Source organism: Psychrobacter sp. APC 3281 (genome assembly GCF_030407815.1).
Taxonomy (GTDB): domain Bacteria; phylum Pseudomonadota; class Gammaproteobacteria; order Pseudomonadales; family Moraxellaceae; genus Psychrobacter.
Genome location: NZ_JASDCS010000008.1, coordinates 184216 through 208652 on the forward strand (window position 1 = coordinate 184216; position 24437 = coordinate 208652).

18 protein-coding genes are annotated in these 24437 nt (G+C 45.3%); 4 read left to right on the forward strand and 14 right to left on the reverse strand.

Translation table 11 applies throughout. The features are described 5' to 3' along the window. Window positions 1-61: 61 nt before the first annotated feature. The 14 genes from QL886_RS08895 to ndhC form a co-directional block, all read right to left on the reverse strand. Window positions 62-889 carry a ferredoxin--NADP reductase gene (locus QL886_RS08895; protein WP_290178426.1) on the reverse strand — a complete coding sequence of 276 codons (828 nt, stop codon included), beginning with the start codon at window positions 887-889 and terminating at the stop codon, window positions 62-64. 194 nt (window positions 890-1083) lie between these two features. Then, window positions 1084-2562 (reverse strand): NADH-quinone oxidoreductase subunit N, encoded by a 1479-nt coding sequence (locus QL886_RS08900; RefSeq protein WP_160021573.1) that lies wholly within the window; start codon window positions 2560-2562, stop codon window positions 1084-1086. Between the two features lie 3 nt (window positions 2563-2565). Then, window positions 2566-4191, reverse strand: coding sequence for an NADH-quinone oxidoreductase subunit M (nuoM, locus tag QL886_RS08905; protein WP_290178427.1), 1626 nt, complete (start codon window positions 4189-4191; stop codon window positions 2566-2568). Window positions 4192-4194: 3 nt separating this feature from the next. Next, window positions 4195-6069, reverse strand: a complete 1875-nt coding sequence (nuoL, locus tag QL886_RS08910) for an NADH-quinone oxidoreductase subunit L (RefSeq protein ID WP_290178428.1) — start codon at window positions 6067-6069, stop codon at window positions 4195-4197. A 4-nt stretch (window positions 6070-6073) separates the two neighbouring features. Beyond that, entirely contained in the window at window positions 6074-6382 is a 309-nt protein-coding gene (gene nuoK, locus QL886_RS08915) for an NADH-quinone oxidoreductase subunit NuoK (protein WP_025653102.1), read from the reverse strand. Window positions 6383-6480: 98 nt separating this feature from the next. After that, the gene (gene nuoJ / locus QL886_RS08920; RefSeq protein WP_290178429.1) at window positions 6481-7224 is read right to left on the reverse strand and encodes an NADH-quinone oxidoreductase subunit J; all 744 of its coding nucleotides are present in this window, start codon (window positions 7222-7224) and stop codon (window positions 6481-6483) included. Beyond that, window positions 7221-7769, reverse strand: a complete 549-nt coding sequence (gene nuoI / locus QL886_RS08925) for an NADH-quinone oxidoreductase subunit NuoI (RefSeq protein WP_010198902.1) — start codon at window positions 7767-7769, stop codon at window positions 7221-7223. The genes nuoJ and nuoI overlap by 4 nt, the downstream gene beginning before the upstream one ends. Window positions 7770-7824: 55 nt before the next feature. Continuing rightward, the gene (gene nuoH / locus QL886_RS08930) at window positions 7825-8817 is read right to left on the reverse strand and encodes an NADH-quinone oxidoreductase subunit NuoH (protein ID WP_179798733.1); all 993 of its coding nucleotides are present in this window, start codon (window positions 8815-8817) and stop codon (window positions 7825-7827) included. Window positions 8818-8869: 52 nt separating this feature from the next. After that, complete coding sequence (gene nuoG, locus QL886_RS08935; RefSeq protein ID WP_290178430.1) at window positions 8870-11938, reverse strand: NADH-quinone oxidoreductase subunit NuoG; 3069 nt, start codon at window positions 11936-11938, stop codon at window positions 8870-8872. A gap of 10 nt (window positions 11939-11948) precedes the next feature. Continuing rightward, window positions 11949-13373 carry an NADH-quinone oxidoreductase subunit NuoF gene (gene nuoF, locus QL886_RS08940; protein ID WP_238053285.1) on the reverse strand — a complete coding sequence of 475 codons (1425 nt, stop codon included), beginning with the start codon at window positions 13371-13373 and terminating at the stop codon, window positions 11949-11951. Further along, window positions 13370-13879, reverse strand: a complete 510-nt coding sequence (gene nuoE / locus QL886_RS08945) for an NADH-quinone oxidoreductase subunit NuoE (RefSeq protein WP_057758927.1) — start codon at window positions 13877-13879, stop codon at window positions 13370-13372. Before nuoE ends, nuoF begins: the two co-directional genes overlap by 4 nt. Window positions 13880-14047: 168 nt before the next feature. Continuing rightward, window positions 14048-15823 (reverse strand): NADH-quinone oxidoreductase subunit C/D, encoded by a 1776-nt coding sequence (gene nuoC, locus QL886_RS08950; protein WP_194196868.1) that lies wholly within the window; start codon window positions 15821-15823, stop codon window positions 14048-14050. A 92-nt stretch (window positions 15824-15915) separates the two neighbouring features. Then, window positions 15916-16584 carry an NADH-quinone oxidoreductase subunit B gene (locus QL886_RS08955; RefSeq protein WP_101206265.1) on the reverse strand — a complete coding sequence of 223 codons (669 nt, stop codon included), beginning with the start codon at window positions 16582-16584 and terminating at the stop codon, window positions 15916-15918. 174 nt (window positions 16585-16758) lie between these two features. Next, window positions 16759-17382: an NADH-quinone oxidoreductase subunit A gene (gene ndhC, locus QL886_RS08960; protein ID WP_102091044.1), complete on the reverse strand. Its 624-nt coding sequence runs from the start codon at window positions 17380-17382 to the stop codon at window positions 16759-16761. Between the two features lie 845 nt (window positions 17383-18227). Between ndhC and QL886_RS08965 the strand changes: the two genes are divergently transcribed. From QL886_RS08965 to QL886_RS08980, 4 genes are all read left to right on the forward strand, one after another. Continuing rightward, window positions 18228-20261, forward strand: coding sequence for a UvrD-helicase domain-containing protein (locus QL886_RS08965; RefSeq protein ID WP_290178436.1), 2034 nt, complete (start codon window positions 18228-18230; stop codon window positions 20259-20261). A 156-nt stretch (window positions 20262-20417) separates the two neighbouring features. Next, the gene (gene mgtE, locus QL886_RS08970; RefSeq protein ID WP_290178437.1) at window positions 20418-21821 is read left to right on the forward strand and encodes a magnesium transporter; all 1404 of its coding nucleotides are present in this window, start codon (window positions 20418-20420) and stop codon (window positions 21819-21821) included. A 166-nt stretch (window positions 21822-21987) separates the two neighbouring features. Next, on the forward strand, window positions 21988-22452 hold the full coding sequence (dut, locus tag QL886_RS08975) for a dUTP diphosphatase (protein WP_290178438.1): 465 nt from the start codon (window positions 21988-21990) through the stop codon (window positions 22450-22452). Window positions 22453-22589: 137 nt separating this feature from the next. Then, window positions 22590-24392: a phosphomannomutase gene (locus tag QL886_RS08980; RefSeq protein WP_290178439.1), complete on the forward strand. Its 1803-nt coding sequence runs from the start codon at window positions 22590-22592 to the stop codon at window positions 24390-24392. Window positions 24393-24437 lie beyond the last annotated feature (45 nt).

Sequence of the window (24437 nt, forward strand, 5' to 3'; positions counted from 1 at the left end):
AACGCTGCATCTTACAGGTTATTGCCTTATAAATGCAGCGTTTTTTTATGAAAGTCGATAACTACCAGTAGTTCTCTACGGCAATATTGCCCTCACCGCGGCGATTCATCACCAGTCCCAATGTCTTTAACGCCTCTTTAGTATCTTCTACCATATCTGGGTTGCCACATAGCATGACATGGGTAGTATCGATATCCAACGCAATACCCGCCTGCTTCTCTAATGTGCCTTCTAGTAATAGCTTCGGCAGACGCTCTGACAACGCGCCTTCGACAGGCTCACGAGTGACGATTGGGATAAAGATAAGTTTAGCGGGATTATCAACCAGCGCGCCAAAATCTTCTTGTAAACTCTCTATTTTCTCGACGTAAGCAAGTTCATCGAGCGAGCGTGCGCTATAAGCCAATACAATGTGCTCGTAATCTTCCCATGTTTTTAAATCTTGTAGCATCGATAAGAACGGTGCTAAACCAGTCCCTGTTGCTAGCAGCCATAAGTCTTTTGGCAATGGTTTTTGGTAACGTGCTAACGTCAAAAACCCAAATGGCATGGTATTAAGCAGTAGCTCATCGCCCACTTGTAGGTGCTGCAATTGCGAGGTAAATGCACCGTCAGGAATTACGATAGAAAAGAATTCTATCACCTCATCAAAGGGCGAAGAGACAATCGAATACGCGCGAAAGACATCTTCATTCAATGCACTATCAGCAGTTTCATCACCTGCCTCAATCTGTTGATAATATTTTAATTGACTAGGATTGACGCCCAAGCGTACAAACTGCCCCGCTGTAAACTTAAAACTATCGGGACGGCTGACGGTAAAGCTAAATAAGTTCGGCGTCCATGTAGTTTTACTGAGCACCGTTACTGTTTGAATATTATCACTCATAATTATTCGTCACTTATACTTTATTAAACTGTATTTTTATAAGATACCTTTGATAGGCAAAAGAAAATAAATACCAAAAAGGTAAGCATAAAAAAAGATGCGCCAAGCTTATCATAAAGCTGGCGCATCTTGGTTTTTTAACCGTAACAACAGATAGATCGCAGCGACTTATCTGCCGTATTAACTCAGCGACATTACCAAATGCGAGCCAAACTTGCCCACTCAATCATACTATTTGGCAAGATACCAAAGAATAGAATAATCGCCGTCACAGCAATGACCATGATACCACCGGTACGAATACCCCATTGCCCAGACACGTCAAACTCGATGAACTGCTTAGGACGTTTGAACAGCGTGAGTAAAACGCGTAAGTAGTAGAATAGACCAATCGCACTGCCCAAGATAATCATCGCAGCCAAGAACCAGTTGGTGCCTTGTACCGCAGCTAAGATAGCAAATAGCTTAGTGATAAAGCCTGCCGTCAACGGAATACCAGCCAATGACAACATCATGATAGTCATGACAGCGGTCAATAATGGACGACGCCAGAATAGCCCTTGATAATGCGTCAACTCATCAGCTTCACCAGATAAGCGATACGGACTCGACATCAACGTCACTACACCAAAGGCACCGATAGAGGTAAAGGCATAAACCGCCATATACATACTAGAGATACTATCAGCGGCCGAGCCAATGCTGACAATCACGATCATCACATAACCCATATGGGCAATAGATGAGTAACCGAGTAGACGCTTAAGGCTAGTTTGACGTACTGCCAACAAGTTACCTACCAAGATAGATAAAGTGGCCATGACCATCAATAGCATTTGCACTGATGGCAATGCTAGCAAAGCAGTATCGATTAAGAAACGCACGGCTAGTGCCATCATCGCCACTTTTGATACGGATGCTAAAAAGGTAGCGATAGGCGCTGGTGCACCTTCATAAACATCTGGCGTCCACATATGGAAAGGAGCAGCCGAGAGTTTAAAGGCGATACCAAACATCATCATTGCCGCGCCTAATATCAGTAGTGGCGACTCAAAGATATTGCCTAGCACCATGCTGATTGGCTTAAATGCTAGTGAGCCTACTTCTGCATAGATAAAGGCCATACCCATTAGCAATGTCGCTGATGCAGTCGCCGACAATACCAAATACTTCAATCCCGACTCAAGCGACTGGTTGCGCATGTAAGTATAAGCAAGCAAACCATATAATGGTACTGACAGCATCTCTAGGCTCATAAAGAATGACGCCATATGCTGCGCGCTTACCATTAGCAACGCACCAATAGTCGATAGCAGCATGAGCAAGTACAGCTCTTCTTTATTGTCTTTTAGGTTGGCCAGATACGCATAAGACAGCGTACAACAAGCCAAGGCACAGATAAAAATCACCACCATATTAAACTGAGCAAAGTTATCAATAACAAATAACTGCTCAGCGTTTGGTGCGATAGATCCGCTGTCAATCACACCGATCATCTGCCCGATAAGGGTAAATAAACCAATGTTTAAGCCTGCCACTGTAATCGTACCAGTGACCATGTGCGAGCGTTTAAAGGTAATCGCGATCATAACCGTCAGTACCGTAATCACTACGGCGATAATCGGCGCGTAAGGCAACAATCCTATCAAATCATTCATCGTAATATCATTCATGACTTAACGTGCCTCCATTACATCAAGCAGCTGCGACGCATCTACCTGTGTCACTTGACTATATATATATGCGTTATTGATCCACTGCATAGCGTGACTTGAGGTATCAAGGAACGGCTGTGGGTACAGTCCGAGCCATACCAAACCAGCAGCTAACATCAGTAGTAATGACAGCTCGCGCTTGCCCAAGTCTTTTAATTTACGTGCAGGCAAGCCATGTGATTTAGTCTCTCGCTCTGCCAATGCGGCGATGTTGTTTTCACCAAATAGTGCGCGATGAATCAAAATAAGCGAATAAAGGCCTGCTAGTACCAAACTGAATGTCGCAAAAACCACAAACACTGGGTACTGAGCAAATGAGCCAAATAAAATCATGAACTCGCCAATGAAGTTACCCGTACCTGGAATACCTAGTAAAGCAGCACAGAAGAACATCAGTATCGGTGCGTAGTAACGGAACTGTCCCCACATACCACCCATCAAGGTTAAATCGCGTGTATGCAGACGCTCATATAGCTGTCCTGCCATGATGAATAGTGCGGCTGAACTCAAACCATGAGCAAGCATCTGAATCATCAGACCTTGTAAGCTGAGCAATGTTCCAGCATAAATTGCTAGTACCACAAAACCCATGTGCGAGATACTGGTGTACGCCAGCAGACGCTTCATGTCAGTCTGCATAAATGCAAGCCATGCACCGTAGAAGATACCAATTGTACCTAGGGTAATCGCTATCGGCGCAAACTCTTGTGACGCTGCTGGAAATAGCGGCAACACAAAACGAATCAAGCCATATGCAGCAGTTTTAATGAGCACCCCTGCCAAATCCACCGAACCTGCCGTTGGTGCCTGCGCATGCGCATCTGGCAACCAGCCGTGGAAAGGAATGATTGGCAACTTCACCGCAAAGCCAATGAAGAAGCACAGCATGATGGGATATTCCCAGCCGCCAAGTGACGTACCGAGCAAGTCATTATAGTTAAAGCTCACCACCCCTTTTTGGGCGTAGCTGATAATGACCAATACCAAAATACCGATGAGCATGATAAGCCCAGACGCTTGGGTATAGATAAAGAACTTGGTGGCCGCGTATTCTTTGGTTTTGCCAACCACATCATGACCCCAAATCGCGATCAAGAAGTAGATAGGAACCAGCATCATCTCCCAAAAGAAGAAGAATAAGAACAGATCAATGGCTAAGAAAACACCAATAACGCCGCCCAAACTCCATAGCAAGTTTAGGTGGAAGAAACCAACGCGGCGCTGAATCTCATTCCACGAACAAGCAACGGCTGCCACACCAAGCAACCCTGTTAAGGCCACCATCATCAATGATAAACCATCTAGCGCTAAGTGAAAGCTAATACCAAAACTTGGTATCCATGGCACACTAAATTCTGCTACCCAAGGCACTGCAGCATCTGGTGCAATGACTTGCTCACTCATACCGCTAAAATCACCTTGCTGCCAAAGCACCAATGACAAAGCAAAGGTCAACATCATACCGATCAAGGCAATCCAGCGCGGCAGACGTTTATTAAATCGCTCTACCACCCAGCATAGCAATCCTGCAATAAAAGGAATTGCGATTAATGCTGGTAGCATCCACGTTTGTTGTAACTCAATCATCTTTTACACCACCGTCATCATTACCAGCACCAGCAATACAGCCATACCCAAGCCAAAGCTTGTGGCATAACCTCGAAGAGACCCTGTTTGTGTCGCAGACAATACTTTATTACCAGCTGAAGCTAGCTTAGGTAACAGCAACCACGTTTTATCGATAGGGTCGGCTTTAAGTAAGCGGCCGATGAATAAAAAGGGTTTTACAAAAATTACATCATATAGCGCGTCGAAACCTAGGCCATGATAGCACCAATGATATAGTGCCCCACCAATACGTGAGCGCTTAAAGCTAGTGAGCAAGCGACCTTTGTTGACGACATATAATAATGCAGCCAATATCAAACCTGCTGCCATGGCACCCATCGCGATATACTCTGCGGTGTGCTTAGCATGTGCTTGACCGGCAACTTCTAATAGATGACCCATGCTCTCTGGCAATACCCCATCTAATGGTGGCGTAATCCAAGCACCAACGGCTGTAGATAACACTAGCAACACGGTCAAAGGTAACCAGTACGACACGCCTGATAGCTTATGCGCATGGGTTTTTTCTTCGCCAAAGAAGATGATCCAAATCATACGGAATGTATAAATCGCGGTTAAGAAAGCACCGAATACACCCATATAGAATAGTACTAAGTGACCTGTGGCATACGTCTCCCAAAGAATTGCTTCTTTAGAATAAAAACCAACGGTAACCCAAGGTATGGCAGCAAGTGCACCGCCGCCGACGATATAACACCAAAATACCAATGGTATCTTTTTGCGCAGACCGCCCATCTTAAAGATATCTTGCTCGTGATGTACCGCAAGGATGACCGCACCTGATGATAAGAACAGCAATGCTTTAAAGAAAGCATGGGTCATCAAATGGAAGATTGCCCCTTGCCATGCGCCTACGCCAAGTGCGAGGAACATATAGCCAATTTGACTCATGGTCGAATAAGCAAGGATACGTTTGATGTCTGTTTGCGCGAGCGCACAGAATCCAGCAACGACCAGCGTCAATGCCCCTACGCCGCCAACCCAATACAACAAGATACCTGGGGTCAGCTCAAACAATGGATGTAGACGGGCGATTAAATAAACCCCTGCCGTGACCATCGTTGCGGCGTGAATCAATGCCGATACTGGTGTTGGACCTGCCATCGCATCAGCAAGCCATGTGTGTAGTGGCAACTGCGCTGATTTACCCATCGCGCCGCCGACCAACATCATCGTGGTAAGCATCATCGTTGGGTTATTAACATCGAACACTTCTGGTGCGCGCGTAATAATTTCTTGAATATTAAGCGTACCGAATTCGCGAAATAATAAAAACAAACCAAAGGCTAAGAACACATCACCGACACGCGTGACGGTAAAGGCTTTCATCGCGGCACGGCCGTTGGCTCTATCATGGTAATAATAACCAATCAATAGGTACGAGCAGATACCCACGCCTTCCCAACCGAGATATAGCAAGAACAAATCATCTGCGAGTACCAGTAATAACATACTGGCCACAAACAAATTCATATAGCTAAAGAAACGAGCAAAGCCAGTGTCGCCTTTCATATACCAAGAGGCAAACAGATGAATCAAAAAGCCAATCCCAGTAATGACCCCTGTCATGGTCAATGCAAGACCATCAAAGCTCAAACCGAAATGTGGGGCAAAATCGCCAACTTGGAACCATGTCCATAGCGGAACTTCAACTACCGTTCCAGCTGGATTGGTGGTCAAAAAGGTATAGCTAACCACTAGCGTGCATAGTGCTGATAACAGCATGCTACCTACGCCAACAATCGCTGCGACCGTCTCTGATAACTTGTCGCGCATAAAGGCTAAAATCAAAAAGCCAATGAGCGGGAATATAAAGGTTAATGGTAATAAACTCATGACATCATCCTTTCATCTCATTGGCGCTATCGACATCGAGATGCCCACGCTGATGATAAAAACGCAATAATATTGCCAGACCAATTGACGCTTCAGCCGCGGCCAAGGTCAAAATAAAGATAAACATAATCTGTCCGTCTGGATCGACCCAGCGACTACCTGCTACCACAAATGCCAATGCTGCCGCATTCATCATGATCTCAAGACTCATTAGCATAAATAAGAAGTTACGTCGTACCATGACGCCGCACAGACCGATAGCAAATAAAATACCTGCCAAAATCAGTCCATGGCTCATGGGTATCATACCCAGTACATTTTGCACCTCAGCAACTGGCTGTACTAAGCCTGCCACCTCGTGGGCAAACGGCACGTTTGACACATCTTGTGCCACGCTTGCTGCTAGTACCATTAGTCTGACTCCTTGCGCGTAACTTTGTTCGCACCTACTTGACTACCTGCTTTCATGCCTACCTTCATACCTACATAGTCATGCGGGTCAACATCTTTATATTCGTAAGGCTTAGCCATTTCTACGCCGTCATGCTGTGTAAGCGTACTATCATTGTCGTATTGTTTGATACTGCCTACGCTTGGCTTGAAACTTTGGCTATCGTTACCGATGACCTCATCGTCGACTGTCTCTTTACCTAAATGATAAGCGGCGACCAAGGCTGCCAATAATAGCAATGCGGCTACTTCAACCAGCATAATGTATTTGGTAAATAACACCGTACCGACTGCTTTGGCAGAGATAGTCGTGCCACCCATCATGACAGCTTCATCATGATTGAGACCAATCATCGCATAGAGCACAACGGCAATAATTATCGTCAACCCTGTTGGAATCGCCCAAGTGCCTGCATCGAGCCAACGTTCTTCTCGCTCGTCATTACTCATGCCCAAGTTAAGCATCATAATGACAAAGACGAATAGCACCATAATGGCACCAGCATAAACAACAATCTCTAATGCTCCTGCAAACGGCGCACCTAATACAAAAAATATCCCAGCAATTGCTAACAACGACACAATCATCGATAAGATAGCGTGCACTGGATTGGCCTGAGTCACTACGCGCAGACTGGCAAATATCGCCACTGCTGCAAGTGAATAAAACCCAGCCAATTCAGGATGGTTCAAAATACTTATCATGGTAGCAAGCTCCTTAGATCAATCGGTGCAGACTCATTTTGTGCTGCGCCTTTTGGTTTATCTGCTACCGCCATACCTGTCACACGATAATAGTTATAATCAGGGTATTTACCTGGTCCTGAAATGAGCAAATGCTCTTTTTCGTAGACCAAGTCTTGGCGCTTATATTCACCCAGCTCAAAATCTGGGGTCATTTGAATCGCTGTCGTTGGACAGGCTTCTTCACACAATCCACAAAAGATACAGCGTGAAAAATTGATACGGAAAAACTCTGGATACCAGCGTCCATCTTCACGCTCGGCTTTTTGTAATGAGATACACCCTACCGGACATGCCACCGCACACAAGTTACAAGCGACACAGCGCTCGTCTCCATCAGGATCACGCGTTAGGACAATACGTCCACGAAAACGCGGCGGTACAGGTACCGGCTCTTCAGGATAAAGGATGGTGTCACGCGGTCTGAGCGCATGACTATTGACCATCCACATGCTGCGGACAATGGTAAATATACCAATGACGGTCTTTTTTATGGTAGTAAACATGGGATTATTATCCTTATCAGCTTTACCCTAGTTCATCAGTGATGGCTAGTAATGACTATAACGTTGGGGAAAAGATCAAAATGACCGCAGCCGTAATCAACAGATTGATCAAGGTTACGGGCAGACATACTTTCCAGCCAAAGTTCATCACCTGATCATAACGCGGACGCATGAGTGAGCCTCGAGCCAAAACAAACATGGTCATAAAGAACAGCGTTTTAATCATGAACCAAAAAGCTGGTGGAATAAATGGAATATCTAAATTGAACGGCGCAAGCCAACCGCCAAAGAACAAGCAAGTCATCAAGGCAGAAATCAAGACAACGTTGACATACTCACCAATGAAGAACATACCAAACTTCATGCCAGAATATTCGACATGATAACCTTCAGCCAGCTCTTGCTCTGCTTCTGGTTGGTCAAATGGATGTCTATGCGTAACGGCCACACCAGCCACTACAAAGGTTAGAAAGCCAAAGAACTGCGGAATGATATACCAGCCGTCTGCTTGCGCTTCAACAATGGCACGTAGGTTAAATGAACCTGTTAGCGCAACAACGCCCATCAAAGATAAGCCTAAAAAGACTTCATAACTGATGGTTTGTGCCGCTGAACGTAGGCCGCCCAATAACGAGAACTTGTTGGCAGAAGCCCAACCACCGAACATCACCGCATAGACAGCAATACCTGCCATAGCAAAGAAAAACAGAATACCAATATCCCAATCAACCACGCCAAGCGTTGGCGAGATAGGAATAATGGCAAATGAAGCCAAGGCAGTAAACATTGCGACCGCAGGTGCCAACGTGAACATAAACTTGTCGGTAAAGTTTGGTGTCCAATCTTCTTTAAAGAAGATTTTGAGCATATCGGCGACTAACTGCAACGAACCAAAAGGCCCAACACGGTTTGGACCATAACGATCTTGCCACAAGGCCAGCATGCGGCGCTCATAAATAATCATCATCGCGGCAACCAATACTACGACTAAAAAGATGACTAGCGATTGACCCACCAAAAACAGAATAGACCAAGTATCAAAACTCATGCTATTGGCCAAAAAGCTTGGCACATCAGGGATAATACGGGTAACTTGCATATTACACCTCCTGTGTGGTGGTCGGCGCTGCGTTTATTTGCGCAGTATCGTTATTATTCATCATATCGTTAGCCATGCTACCCATCATCGTCACTGGTGCATCCACTTTACGTACCGACGCTGGCATTGATGGGTGAATGATGCTCACCTGCCCAACTGGGTAACCGATACAGCCTTCTGCTAAATAACCGACCAGCTGTACTGGTAAGGTGATTTGTTGCTTATCAATCTCAATCGCCAAGTAATCACCAGCAGCAATATTCCAGTCCTTAGCATCATCCATACCGATACGCCATGCAGCAACAGGCAGTTGCTCAGCGACGATTGGGCTACGTGATGCCATCATTGAGCTGGCATAGATATTATGAATCGGTACCAGTTTGGCTTGGCCTTGCTGCAAATCAGTTGTATTCGAAGACATCGCTTCTGGCGCCACATATTGACGAGTGGCTAGGCGCTCTAGCTGATCGAACAAACGCACACCTGGATCACCATTTTTCAGATGACCGCCGACTTTGTCTTGATATTTGTTCCATGCTTGCGGTGAATTCCAACCTGCCGCATTGGCAAAAGGAATCATCGAGCTTGGCGTTTCTTTGCCGCTATAACCTTCCATTGAGAAAGTCAGACCAGTGTCCAAATCTTTTGGCTGCATTGGCTCGTGCACTGAGATTGGCGCGCGCATAGCAGTACGACCTGAATAACGACGCGGTTGACGCGCGATTTTCAGACCTGTTATACGGTAATCAGCATCAGGCGCAGCGCCTTTAATACCCGCAAGTTTAGGATGGGTGGCAATCAATGCATTGATGACATCATCCAACTGCGTCCAGTCGACATCACGACCTTCAATACTGCTATGCACAGCATGTATCCAGCGCCAGCCTTCTTTAATGCTGCTCATTGGATGGTAGTATTCGTTATCGTAAACTTGGAAGAAGCGCTGCGCACGGCCTTCAGCTGATATCAATGTACCATCTGCTTCTGCAAAGCTAGCCGCTGGCAATACAATATCGACGTCTTTATGCCAATCAAGGAGCTGATGATCTAACGCGATGACCGTTTTATCAGTCAGTAGCTGCGTCAATTTATTGGCGTCAATCGCATCTGTTAGCTGGTTTTCTGCAACCACAACCACATCGTAATCAGTGGCTAGCAGCTCTTCAACTGACTGACCGCCAAGCATACAAACGCCCATGCTATTGGCATCAGGAACCGTTAGATAGATACCTGCTTGCGCCTGATACTTGTTATTTACTTCTTTTAACTCAAGTTTTTCAGCAGGCTCACGTTCGACATCATCTTGAGCTTCTGTATTTACGCCTGTTTCAGGTTTGTTTGGCTTAGCAGATAAATCTTGGTCTTCTTCAGGTTGGTCATTAGCCGCTTTCGCTTGCGCTGCCTGTACTTTGGCATTATGTGCCTCAACCTGCTGCTGCTCAGTCGCTTTAATTGCCGCACGTTTTTGAGTCAATGCTTGGGTAATCTGTGCTGCTGCTTCTATCAATGCGGTAGAAGACAAGCTGCTACCCGAAACAACTAACGGCTTATCAGCCTGAATCAAGTCATAAGCTATTTGCTGCGCCAATGCTTGCATACCGTCAGTTTCAGCACTTGCATCAGCTGCTTGTGGATCTGCTATGTCTGCTAAATCATCAGCGAAATTAGCAATCTCATCAGCAACTTTAAAACCAAGTTTAGTGATGTCTTCAGGGGTCGCCACTACGCTCACTTTACTGATATCTTCTAGCTTAGTTTGCGTTACATCGATGACATAGACTGGACTTAGCGCATCTTGAGCGATACGCTTAACTGGTTCAGCAAGCCAAGGTTGCGTTTGCAGCGCCGCCGCCATTTTCAAGCCTTCATTTTTTGCCGCTTGACGTACTGACAGCGCAACACGTGATGAAGTTTGCGTGATGTCTTCACCTAATACGAGCACCGCATCATGCGTTTCGATATCGGTCATGCTAGGGTTATAAATGCCTTCCGTGCTAAGCACTTCGATGCATTTATTGACCAGTGCTTGCTGCTGGTGATTCAAACCTGTTGAAAAGTTATCAAACCCAACCAGATTTTTTAGCGCAAAGTTAGTCTCTAAACTGGCACGTGGTGAGCCAATCCCGATAACTTTTTTATCTTTGATACGTTTGATGGTTTCATCAAGTGCGTAGTCAATATTGATTTTGACATGCTTATCATTGATACGTTCAAGCGCTTGCGTTGGACGATCATCACGATTGACATAGCCATAACCAAAGCGGCCACGGTCACATAAGAAATAGCGGTTTACTTCGCCGTTATAGCGGTTTTCGATACGGCGCAATTCACCATAACGTTCACCCGGTGAGATATTACAACCAGCTGAGCAACCATGACAGATGCTTGGCGCATACTGCATGTCCCATTTACGGTTGTAGCGCTCAGAGTGGGTTTTATCAGTAAACACACCGGTTGGGCAGACTTCAGTCAAGTTGCCTGAAAATTCGCTTTCAAACTGACCATCTTTATCACGGCCAAAGTAGACACGATTGTTTGAGCCATAAACGCCCAAATCTTCGCCGCCCGCATAGTCTTTATAAAAACGTACACAGCGATAGCAAGCGATACAACGGTTCATCTCATGCGCGATGAATGGGCCAAGCTCTTGGTTATGATGCGTGCGTTTAGTAAAGCGATAGCGACGACGGCTATGACCTGACATATAGGTCATGTCCTGCAAATGACAATGTCCGCCCTCTTCACAGGTTGGACAGTCATGTGGATGGTTGGTCATGAGTAGCTCAACCATCGACTTGCGGAATGCTTTGGCTTCATCGTCAGTCACAGAGATGTACATATCATCGCCAGGAGCGACCATACAAGACATCACGAGACGACCGCGACCTGCTTCCATATCTTCTTTATTTTGGAATTGCTTGACCGCGCACTGACGGCACGAGCCTACTGAGCCAAGGGCTGGATGATAACAAAAATACGGCACATCAATGCCGAGTGATAAGCAGGCTTGTAGCAAGTTGTCTGCGCTATCTACTTCGACAGTGGTTCCATCAATATGTATGACTGCCATGCCGCTCTCCTTATTTCACTACTGGCTGTTGGTTGGCTGCAGCATCAATAACATCGACACCAACCGCCTGCGCGATTTTTTGATCAAACTCTGGACGGAAATATTTAATCGCACTCATTAGTGGTTCCATCGCACCTGGGGCATGCGCACAGAATGTTTTACCAATCCATAAATCACGCGTCAGGCCTTCTAGTTTTTCTACATCGCCCACTTGCCCTTCACCATCATTGATGGCGGTAAGCAGTTTAACGCCCCATGGTAGACCATCACGGCATGGTGTACACCAACCGCATGACTCGCGCTGAAAGAAAATCTCAAGGTTGCGCAGTAATGGCACCATGTCTTGTGATTCATCGACGACCATAATCAGACCAGTACCCATACGGCTACCAGCGTTTTGAATGGTGTCAAAATCTACTACCACATCCAAATGTTCTGCGGTCAAAAAGTCAGTCGAGGCGCCGCCCGGTAGCCAAGCTTTGAGTGTTTTACCATCTTTCATACCACCCGCTAAATCTTCAATGATTTCGCGAGCTGTATAACCAAACGGTAATTCCCAAAGGCCTGGATCATTGACCAATCCTGAGCAGCCGAATAGTTTGGTACCTGGCGTTTTACTTTTGCCTTTGATTTCAGATAACGACTGATACCATTCAACGCCATGATTCAAAATCGCTGGCATATTACACAGAGTTTCAACGTTATTAACAACCGTTGGACGACCCCATGCACCAGAGATTTGCGGAAACGGCGGCTTAGTACGTGGGTTAGCACGGCGTCCTTCTAGACAATTAATTAGCGCTGTTTCTTCACCGCAGATATAACGTCCAGCACCCGTATGCACGTGCAAATTAAAGCTAAAATCTGAGCCCAGAATGTTGTTACCCATGAGATTGTTGGCCAAGCACTCTTCGATAGCAGCGACCAAACGTTCAGCGGCCAAGATATACTCACCGCGGATAAAGATATAACCGTCGGTGGCGCCAATCGCATGAGCGGTAATGAGCATACCTTCGATAAGCTGAAACGGTAGACGCTCCATGAGCAAACGGTCTTTGAATGTGCCCGGCTCCATTTCATCAGCATTACAGATGAGATAACGCGGCAAACCATCCGGTGGTGACATAAACGACCATTTAAGGCCAGCGTTAAAACCTGCACCACCGCGACCTCGAACATTGGCCGCTTTAATCATATTACCAACGTCTTTAGGCGACTTAGATAGTGCTTCTTTTAGACCCGTAAAGCCTTTTAGAGATTCATAGGTGGCTAAATCAAGCACCGCATCATGATGCGCCAAACGCCACGTCAATGGCTTGGTTTCGCTAGTGGCTGTCGCTTTATCACCATAGATTGGAACACGCTGTGCATTTAGCTGGCTTGGCGCTTGGCCCTGACCGCGACGAGCAATTTGCTCTGAAATCGTTAAACTCATGCGTATAGCTCCAATAATTGCGCGACCTCAGATGGCTGGACAGGGCCGTAAGTGTCTTCATCAATCAGTACCGCTGGTCCCTTATCACAGTTGCCCAAGCAGCAAATTGGCAATAGGGTAAAACGACCATCAGCAGTGGTTTGACCATACTCAATACCCAGCTGTGATCTAATCTCAGCTGACAGCGCCTCATAACCTGTCAAATAACAAGCCACGGAGTCACATATGAGAATCACATGGCGACCGACAGGTTGGCGATAAATACGGTTAAAGAAAGTCGCAACCCCATCCATGTCTGACATCGGGATGTCTAGGATATTAGCAATGGCATTTGCTTGCGCATCATCGACCCAGCCGTTGCGCTTTTGCACGATTTTTAGTGCATCTAGCGAGGCAGCACGCGCCTGTGGGTAATGATGCATAAACTCATGAATGGCAGCGATTTCATCACTAGTGAGAATGCTTTCCACATCTACTTTTGGCATTTTGTCGGAAACAATTTTCATAATCTTCTGTCTTTCCTCACTCATCCTGCTCTATCACAAGCCAATATCAGTCTGATTAAAACTGTGGTTATATTGGCGAATGACAGCATTTTGGTGTGCCATCAGGCAATAATATATTGATGAACAAATACTTTTGAAGCAGCGGTTTTGACCTTAAAGATCAAGATCTTAACGATCACAATCCGCCATCACAATATCGATCGATGCCAAATACATAATGGCATCAGAAACCAGCGAGCCATTGATGACCGATGGCATCTGCTGCAAATGCGCAAATGTCGGTGTGCGGATACGGGTACGATAGCTCATCGTGGCCTTGTCTGAGGTGATGTAATAACTGTTCAGACCTTTAGTCGCCTCGACGATCGTTGTACATTCGCCCGCTGGCATCACAGGACCCCAAGATACTGAGATAAAGTGATTAATAAGCGTTTCGATATCATTCAATGTACGGTCTTTTGGCGGAGGTACGGCCAGCGGATGATCCGCTTTGTAAGGACCTTGTGGCATATTGTCCATACATTGACGGATGATACGTAACGACTGACGCATCTCTTCGACTTTGACCATACAGCGATCATAAGCATCACCGTTGTAGCCAACTGGCACTTCAAAGTCGTAATTCTCATAGCCCATGTATGGACGCGCTTTACGCAGGTCAAAATCAACGCCTGTCGCACGCAGACCTGCGCCCGTCACGCCCCAAGCAAGTGCTTGCTTAGCATTATACTGAGCAACCCCTTGGGTACGGCCTTTGAGCACGCTGTTTTGTAATGCCGCTTTGACATATTCGTCCAGACGTTTTGGCATCCAATCTAAGAACTCACGAACCAAACGCTGCCAGCCACGTGGCAGATCAGCAGCCGTACCACCGATACGGAACCAAGCTGGATGCATACGATAGCCAGTCACGGCTTCGATAACGTCATAGGCTTTTTGGCGATCGGTAAACATATAGAATACAGGGGTCATACCGCCCGCATCCTGAATGAACGTACCGACGAATAGTAAGTTATTGGTAATACGGAAAAACTCGCTCATCATCACGCGGATAGTTTCAGCGCGCGGTGGAATGGTAATTCCAGCCAACTTTTCGACCGACATGATGTACGGTAGTTCATTCATTACACCGCCGAGATAATCAATACGGTCGGTATAAGGAATAAATGAATGCCAAGTTTGACGCTCAGCCATTTTTTCTGCACCGCGATGGTGATAGCCGATATCAGGGATACAATCGACGACTTCTTCACCGTCAAGCTGTAGCACCAAACGGAAGGCACCGTGAGCAGAGGGATGGTTAGGACCGATGTTCAAGAACATAAAGTCTTCATCACGTCCCGAACGCTTCATGCCCCACTCTTCTGGGACAAAACGCAAGTTTTCTTGCTCGTATTGCTGTTTAGCGGTGTTCAAGAAATATGGGGTAAATTCCGTCGCGCGCGCATGGTACTCTTTACGCAGTGGATGACCTTCCCAGTATTTCGGTAATAAAATACGGGTCAAATGCGGATGACCTGTAAAGACAATACCAAACATGTCCCACACTTCACGCTCATACCAGTTGGCGTTTGGCCAAATATTGGTGGCGCTCGGTACATTGACATCGTCTTCGCTTAACGCGACCTTGATACGTACATCACTATTACGCTCAAGCGACATCAAGTGATAAAACACCGTAAAGTCACTGTCAGGCAACCCTGCGCGATGCTGGCGTAAACGCTCATCTATCGCTGACAAGTCAAATAGCATGACATACGGCTGGGGCAATTTACGCAGAAATAAGAGGACATCGAGCAAATCCGCACGCGCAACCCACACTGTTGGAATCTCATCAACAGTGTGCTGCACGACAAACTTACCGGCATATTTCTGCTCCAGCTCTTTGATAACCGCTGGGACAGGCTTAATCTTAGGATCTATGTTTTCGACTACCGTGACCATGAATGATGTATTCCTTCATTAATCATAACTGAACTATGATAAGCGCATAAAATATTGAAACGAATGCTACAAGTCTAGATGCTGTCTAGAACTTAAATACTGTCTGGACTGCGCAAGTTTTTGACAGCGATACGATCTGCCTGCTTGCGGTCACGCTCAGGCGTCATTTGCGGCTGATAGATACCCTGCTCATTGACATGGATACCCAGCGGACGACGCTCTTTAGTAATAGATTCTTGTAACAACATCAAACCCTGAATAAGCGCTTCTGGACGCGGCGGACAACCTGGTACATAGACATCAACAGGGATAATCTTATCGACGCCTTGTACGACAGAATAAATATCGTACATGCCGCCCGAGTTGGCACAGGCACCCATAGAGATAACCCATTTTGGCTCAAGCATCTGCTCATATAGGCGCTGGATGACAGGGGCCATCTTGACGAAGCAAGTACCAGCGACGATCATGACATCCGCCTGACGAGGCGAGGCACGAATAACCTCTGCCCCAAAACGTGACAAATCATGGACGGCGGTTAAGGTAGTAGCGTATTCAACATAACAGCAAGAGGTACCAAAGTTAAATGGCCAAAGTGAGTTCTTACGCCCCCAGTTTGCTGTTGAATGAACGAGGTCTTCGAGACGACCCATAAAGACGTTTTTATTTACTTCATCTTCGATAGGATCATTGACCGTTTGACTGGTCTGTGCAGGATAGGTATCTGCATCGGGGTTGGCTTTTGTTAATGTGTATTTCATAACATACAACCTTCATATTAGGCTTTGCGTGGCAATCATCTTGCTCGCGCTGTCGCCATAATTTTATTATTAATAAGTGGCTAATCATCAGCGATCATTAATACAAACAAAACTGACGCTTTCATGCTTTGCTGCTCGTTTTTGCAAACGCCCTAAGCTGAGCATCAACTGCTATTAACGTTCAGTTTTGTCCTGCTGAGCAGACGTCGCAAAATCCACAGAAGTAACGTTACCCGTGGTATTAATATGATCGATGTTTTGTAGATGACGACGATTGGTCTCAATGTTGTTTGAGACATTGATTTGACCGGATGACTGCGCGGGTACTTTACCTGTCGGATCGACCATTAGCTCATGAGCACCATCAAACTTGGTGATGTCTGCTAAGTTAAAGCCTGCAGGCGCCGCATATAAGCGTGCTTTTTTGCGTAGCTTGTCAGCAGGTGCCCAGTTCATCGCACCCAAGCTCAGCTCATAAATCAAACCGATAATTAGAATAGTGATAAACGTACCAGCGGCGGCAAAGCCAAGCCAGCCAGCCTCTCGTACTGACACAGCATAAGCGTAGAGATATAGCGCCTCTAAATCAAAAATCACAAAGAAGATTGCGACCAAATAAAATTTGGCAGACAAACGAATACGGGCGTTGCCAGATCCGACAACACCCGCTTCAAACACTTCTTCCTTTTGTGAGCCTTGAGAGCGACCGCCAAGTAAGCGCGGTACGACCAGCATAAAGACAACTAGCCCAATGGCGGCTAAGATAAAAGCAATGGCTGACCAATTAAAAGCAGACATGATAATACGTGCTCCTCACCCAATCGAGTGTTAGACACAGCGCAAGCACTGACCCACTCAGGCCATGTTGCGACAGGTATAACGCAGACGAAAACACAAAGTGACTTTATTTAAAAAGTGACTTTATTTAAGTAATTGTCACTGCACTTCAGCAACTGTCACTGTGTTTAAGTAACTGTCATTGAGTCACATGTTAGGTATTTTGCTGGTAACAACCAATTATCAAGCTTATTGACGACGATGTCAGACGTGACCAACTGTAGAGATTCCGGTATGCGCGCGGATAAAGGCTGGTCGCCCAACGCATCTTCTAACAACGTAAGATCAACGTATTAAATCAATATCATATCTGACTGCTTACTTAATTGATTTAATAGCTCATTACACGTGGTCAACAATGACGTGACAACTGGCATAAATTATTTATGTACTATACGCATATCAGTGCCTAAAAGCTAGTTTTTAACTGTATTGAACGGTCACTTTCTGTGTAAAAAAAATGTGTTTTTTTTACTATGAATTATGATATAGACCTTACCTTATATTAACCCCAAATCCGTACTTTTGGCTACGAGCAAACACTGCCACGCTATTTGTCAAAAATCAAGTGTCCGAATACCCCACTTTCATCATCCAAGTCCTCCCCCAAAGTGAGCATTTTTGCTTTATAATGACTCACCAGATTTTTATGATATGCCATCATCAAACCTTAAATTCTATTATTCTTATAATAAAGATTATTAAAATATCGCAACGATACGAGTTTTGATGATGCGCGCTGCGTTTAACTATCTTTGTCATATCAGCGCTACCCTCTTTTTTGCTTTTGTCTTACAGGTCACGTTATGAGTCAACTCAATCCCAAACAACAAGAAGCCATGCTCTACGTATCTGGTCCATTACTTGTACTTGCAGGTGCGGGCTCCGGCAAAACCTCTGTGATTACGCGTAAGATTGCTTACCTAATCCAAGAATGTGACATGCCAGCTGAGCGCATCACCGCCGTAACCTTCACCAATAAAGCCGCACGCGAGATGAAAGCCCGTGTCAGCAAACTGCTGCCCAGTGAAAAGATGCGCGGTCTGACCGTATCGACCTTTCACCAGTTCGGCCTACAGTTTTTGCGCTATGAGCTGATTCATACCCCGCTAAAGGGTAACTTCTCTATCATGGACAGCGACGACAGCAAGCGACTGCTGATGGAGCTGATGATGCGTGACAACCTAAGTGGCGCTGAAAGTCGTGAGTTGGTCGGCAAAGCGATAAAAATGATTTCGGATTGGAAAAACGATCTGATTGAGCCTGACAAGGCAATGGAAACGTTAGACGATCCCGAAGATATGATTTTTGCCACGTTATATGCATTATACGAGCGTAATCTGCGTGCTTATAACGCTGTCGATTTTGATGACTTGATTGTACTACCAACCAAGATATTGCGTGAAAATAGAGAGCTGCGTGATAAATGGCAAAACCGCATTCGTTACCTCTTAGTCGATGAGTATCAAGATACCAATACGGCCCAGTACGAAATGATTAAATATTTGGTTGGCCCGCAAGGTCGCTTTACGGTGGTTGGCGATGATGACCAATCCATCTATGCATGGCGCGGGGCAAAACCTGAAAACATGGCACTGCTAAAGGAAGATTTTCCTAAGCTCAAAATTGTCATGCTAGAGCAAAATTACCGCTCAACCACACGTATCTTGACCTCTGCCAACGCCGTCATTCTAAATAACGAGCATTTATTCGAGAAAAAACTGTGGTCAGATAAAGGTCAAGGCGAAAAAATCCGCATTATTAACTGCCGTAATGACGATGATGAATCGGAGCGCGTGGCCAAAGAAATCGTCACACACAAGCTACGTTTTGGCAACGAGTGGGAACAGTATGCGGTTCTGTACCGTAGTAACTTTCAAGCACGTATGCTAGAGGCACAATTACGCCAGCTGCAAGTGCCTTATAAATTATCGGGTGGTCAATCATTCTTTGCGCGTAGTGAAATCAAAGACATCATGGGCTATCTACGCCTGATTTTGAACCCCGAAGATGACAGCGCGTTTTTACGTATTATCAATACACCTAAGCGAGGTATGGGACCAGCCACGCTAGAAAAACTCGGTTTGTTTGCGCAAGAGCACAGCATATCGCTACTGGCCTCTTGTACCCACGCTGGTCTGACTCATGTATTGCCATCAAAGGCTTATGGTACGATAAAAGAGTTTGGTGAATTCATTGAGCACTATACGCGTGAGCTGGATCAACACCCAGACCCTGTACCTATCGTACGCCAGATGATTGATGAGACAGGTTATATTGACTTTGTCCGTAGCGATGCCAAAACGCCGCAACAAGAAAAAAACCGTATTGATAATATCGATATGCTGTACACCAGTATTCAGTCCTTGATTAATCGCGCTGAAGAAGATGAAGACCGAACGATTGATACCATCATTCGTAAGCTGGTTCTGCTTGATATGCTTGAGCAACAGCAAGAAGAAGAGAACACTAACAAAGTCAACTTGATGACCTTGCATGCGGCAAAGGGCTTGGAGTTTGATTTTGTTTATATTATGGGTCTTGAGGAAGAGATGTTACCGCATCGCAACTCTATCATGAGTGAGACAGTCGAAGAAGAGCGCCGTCTGATGTACGTGGGCATTACCCGTGCGCGCCGTGAGCTGACATTGACGCTCGCGACCCAGCGCCGTGCCGGTGGTCAGATGCGCGTTACCTCAGAATCAAGATTTTTGGATGAGCTGCCTGAAGATCATATTGACTGGCCTGCCAAAGCGAAAAAGAAAAAAGCGACCAAAGATCCAGAAGCTGTTGCTGACGAATATCTGGCCAATATTCGAGCGTTACTGGGTAAGCGTTAATCTTAACCAAAATATTTAAGCACCTGAGTAATAAACACCTAAGTAAAATGCTTGCGAGAACACGCTTTAGACTGTGCAAAAAACGATTGTTATAATCATCATTGTTATTGTTCTTTATATACTATAAAAAATTGACTGTAAAAACTTGGAACACTTATGCCTACCCCGACGCCCAATCAGGAACGAACTGCCATGCTGTCAGGAGATTATAATTCGGCTGAATATAGTGCCGAATATAAGCTTCTGTATCTGCAGGGTTTGGTTGCTGATAAAGCGTACGAGGCCATTACAGAGTTTTTAGAAAAGCAGTCCGAATACGAGATTGCCAACCTACTAGAGTCCTTCCCAACTCAAAACCGTCTGTTGATTTGGGCGCAGGTGCCAGAACATATCAAAGGTGAAGTGCTTGCCGAGCTAGATGTCGATACGCGCCAGCCATTGATGGAGAATATTTCTTCTCAAGAAATATCGTTGTTTACCCAAGATCTTGATGCGCAAGATATCTCTGAGATTTTGGACACTGTCACTGAGAGCGTACGTACCTCAGTCATGGCAACGCTCGACGAAGAGACGCGGGTTCAAGTCAACAAACTTGATACCTATGCCGACTGGGAAGTGGGTAGCTATATGGATCCCGATATTATCCAGATAAGAGATAATATCTATTTGGCGGATGTGCAAGAATGGCTGCGTGAAAACGACGACCTGCTCGATGACGAGAGCCAAGAGCTGCTCGTTGTCGATCAAAGCCAGCAATTACTAGGGCTACTGAGTCTAGTAGATTTAATTAAGCATAGACAAGATACCTTGGTCTCGGAGCTGATTGATACTGCCATTACAATTAATGATCGCTTAGACATCCAAGATGCCGCCGCGATTTTTCGTTCAGAAGACATCCGTTTTGCGCCCGTCATCAATAGCCATGGCGAGCTGGTTGGTCAACTAAACGGTGAAGACATCATGGAGATTATCCAAGATGATGTCGACAGCACCATGAAAAACCTTGCTGGTGTTAGCCAAGATGAAGAGTTGTTTGCCCCCATCCTAACCAGCGCCAAAAGCCGTAGCGTCTGGCTAGGTATCAATTTATGTACCGCCCTTTTGGCCGCAGCAGTGATTGGACAGTTTGAAGAAGTACTAGCACAAGTCGTGGCGCTAGCGATATTGATGCCAGTAGTCGCCAGTATGGGCGGTATTGCTGGCTCGCAAACGCTGACGGTCGTTATCCGCGGGATGGCGATGGGTCAAATCGGTGGTTCCAACCGTGTCTGGCTGTTGAATAAAGAGCTGTGGGTGGGTGCGATAAACGGTATCATCTGGGCGATAATTATGGCGTTTATTGCTCAGTTATGGTTTCATGATATTAAGATCAGTGCCGTCATCGGTTTTGCCATTGCAATCAACATGACTGCAGCTAATGTCTCGGGTATCAGCATACCGCTGATGCTAAAACGGATGAATATCGATCCTGCTCTATCTGCTTCGGTTATCTTAACGACTGTCACGGATATCGTCGGCTTTATGTCCTTTTTAGGATTGGCCAGCGTGTTGATACTTTAATTTTTTGCTGAATTGCTGAATTGCTGAATTGCTGAATTGCTGAATAATTAAAATATAGAATTGCTATTTATATAAAAATGTCAAATAAGATTTATTTAGTCCTTAGTTCAAGGCCTTAGTTTTAAATCACAATTTAAAAACCATCAAATCGTTAAGTGAGTGTGTTATGCAAGCTGTACAAGTTAAAGTGGTAAACCCTAAAATTACTGAAGACGAAGCGTTTTCTCTACCAACTCGCGCCACCGATGGCAGTGCAGGTATTGATTTGCGCGCTTGTATTGACGAGCCGTTAACGATTAAAGCAGGTGAAACCCATTTAATTGGCACAGGCCTTGCCGTTTATATTCAAGACCCTAATTATGCAGGTATGATTTTACCGCGTTCAGGTCTTGGTCATAAGCACGGTATCGTCTTGGGTAATTTAGTTGGGCTAATCGATGCCGACTATCAAGGCGAGCTGATGGTTAGTATTTGGAACCGCAGTAGCGAAGACTTTGTTCTTAATCCAGCTGAGCGTATGGCACAGTACATCGTTGTACCTGTTGCCCGTCCTGAGTTTGAAGTGGTTGCAGAATTTAGTGATGAAAGCGTACGCGGTGCGGGCGGGTTTGGACACTCAGGTCGCCAATAGTAGCTATTTTGTTGGTCAATTTTTCTGACAACTTTTTAGATAGCGTTTAAGGTTTTGCTTAAGCTATATCTAAAACCTTGCGCTATTCATTTTTATTTATCATTGAACATCTATCACGGTTATAAGGAGAGTAAGCAATGCCACCTTTTGCGGCGCAGCAACCCTTATTCCGTGCTTATGATATCCGTGGTGCTAGCCAGTATTTCACTAGCAGTTTTATACAAGCATTAGGCCGTGCTTTTGCCACTCTCTACAATGCCCAAGATAGCCAACCGACTAAAAACATCAGTACTAATGCCTCTGTTGAGACTAAGCAGAATGCCATCGTTGTTGGTTATGATATGCGCATTGGTAGTGAAGCCATTGCACATACACTCTCTACTGTATTAGCTCAGCAGGGTTTACGTATCATCCAGTTAGGCCTAATTACCACGCCGATGATGGCATTTTGGGCAATGCAATATCAAGGTCATGGCATTGTCGTAACTGCTAGCCATTCTGCCAAAGACATACTAGGCATCAAGTGGTTAGTAAATAATAAGTCCCCTAGCAGCTCAGAGATACAGACGCTCTATCATCAGCTAAGCGCCCATCATGGTCATCATGCCTATCCCGATAATCAAGCTAACAATTCTGCCTTGCATTCAGAAAACATTGAAAGCATTGATAATAACTACGACTCAAAATTGCCAATAGATTTGCTTGAGCAATCACCTACTAATCAAGTAGGTAATGTATATATCGATGCTATTGCGCAGGTATTTGAAAAATTATTTCAGCACCATTACTCGGCAACTGCAGCCAATCAAAAAAACGCTTGTAAACTTGATTTGGTCATAGTTATTGACTGTATGCACGGTGCAACTGGTAGCATTGCTCAACGCTTGTTCGAACGTTTTTGCCAGCATGTCATTGTGCTCAATGACATACCCGATGGTAATTTCCCCCTTGGTAATCCAGACCCCACCGAACCAACTCGCCTAAACGAATTGCAACGAGCCGTTGTTTCGAATGCAGCAGATATAGGCTTGGCGTTTGATGGCGATGGCGATCGTTTGATGATCGTTGATAACAACGGCAAAATAGTTACGCCCGATCATTTGCTTTATCTATTGGCACGTATTGCTATTACTGAGCACCCTAACTCTCTTAGCGACTCTTTATTAGCATCTGAAGTTCTTTTCGATATTAAGTGCGCCCATCATTTACCAAGACTGTTATCTGAGCTTGGTACTACACCTGTGATTAGCAAAACTGGCAGCAGCTTTATGCGCCAGCAGGTACAGCATCCTGACAATCAGATTGTCTTCGCTGGTGAATTATCAGGGCATTTCATCTTTAATGACAGCCGCTTTATCCCTTATGATGATGCGATGTATGCCGCATTACGGTTGCTGCATTGGCTTGACCAAACTCATAATGATATTAATGATAAAAAACCACTAGCAGATATTATCCAAAGCTTGCCCACTATAGTCAGTACTGCTGACCATTATTTGCCAATGCCGCAGACGACTACTACCGACTGCTCTCTCGTAGAGCAATTAACGAGATTTTGTCATTACTTGCAGCATCTAGTAGATATGTCTACTCATAATATTTCTTCATCTAATCAGCAATTAAAAAATACTTGCCTGCCCGCCACAACATGCAAGTCATCAGTATGTACTTGCGCTACTGCGAAGGCGCAAATAGCATTAAAACAGACGCATGAATTATTACCTGTAGGAACCAAGCTGAGCTGTATCGATGGTGTGCGCTTGGATTTTGCGCATGGTTTTGGGGTACTGCGCCAGTCAAATACCAGCAATAGCCTGACCGCACGCTTTGCGGGTGACAGTATAGATGACCTAAAAAATATTCAGACAACATTTGCCGCTTTATGCCGACCATTTAACGCAGATCTAGCAGAACAGATTGTTGCTATTCCTGCGGAGTAGCCTCATAAAACACATAACTGTCTCATTAGACATAATAGAAAAACA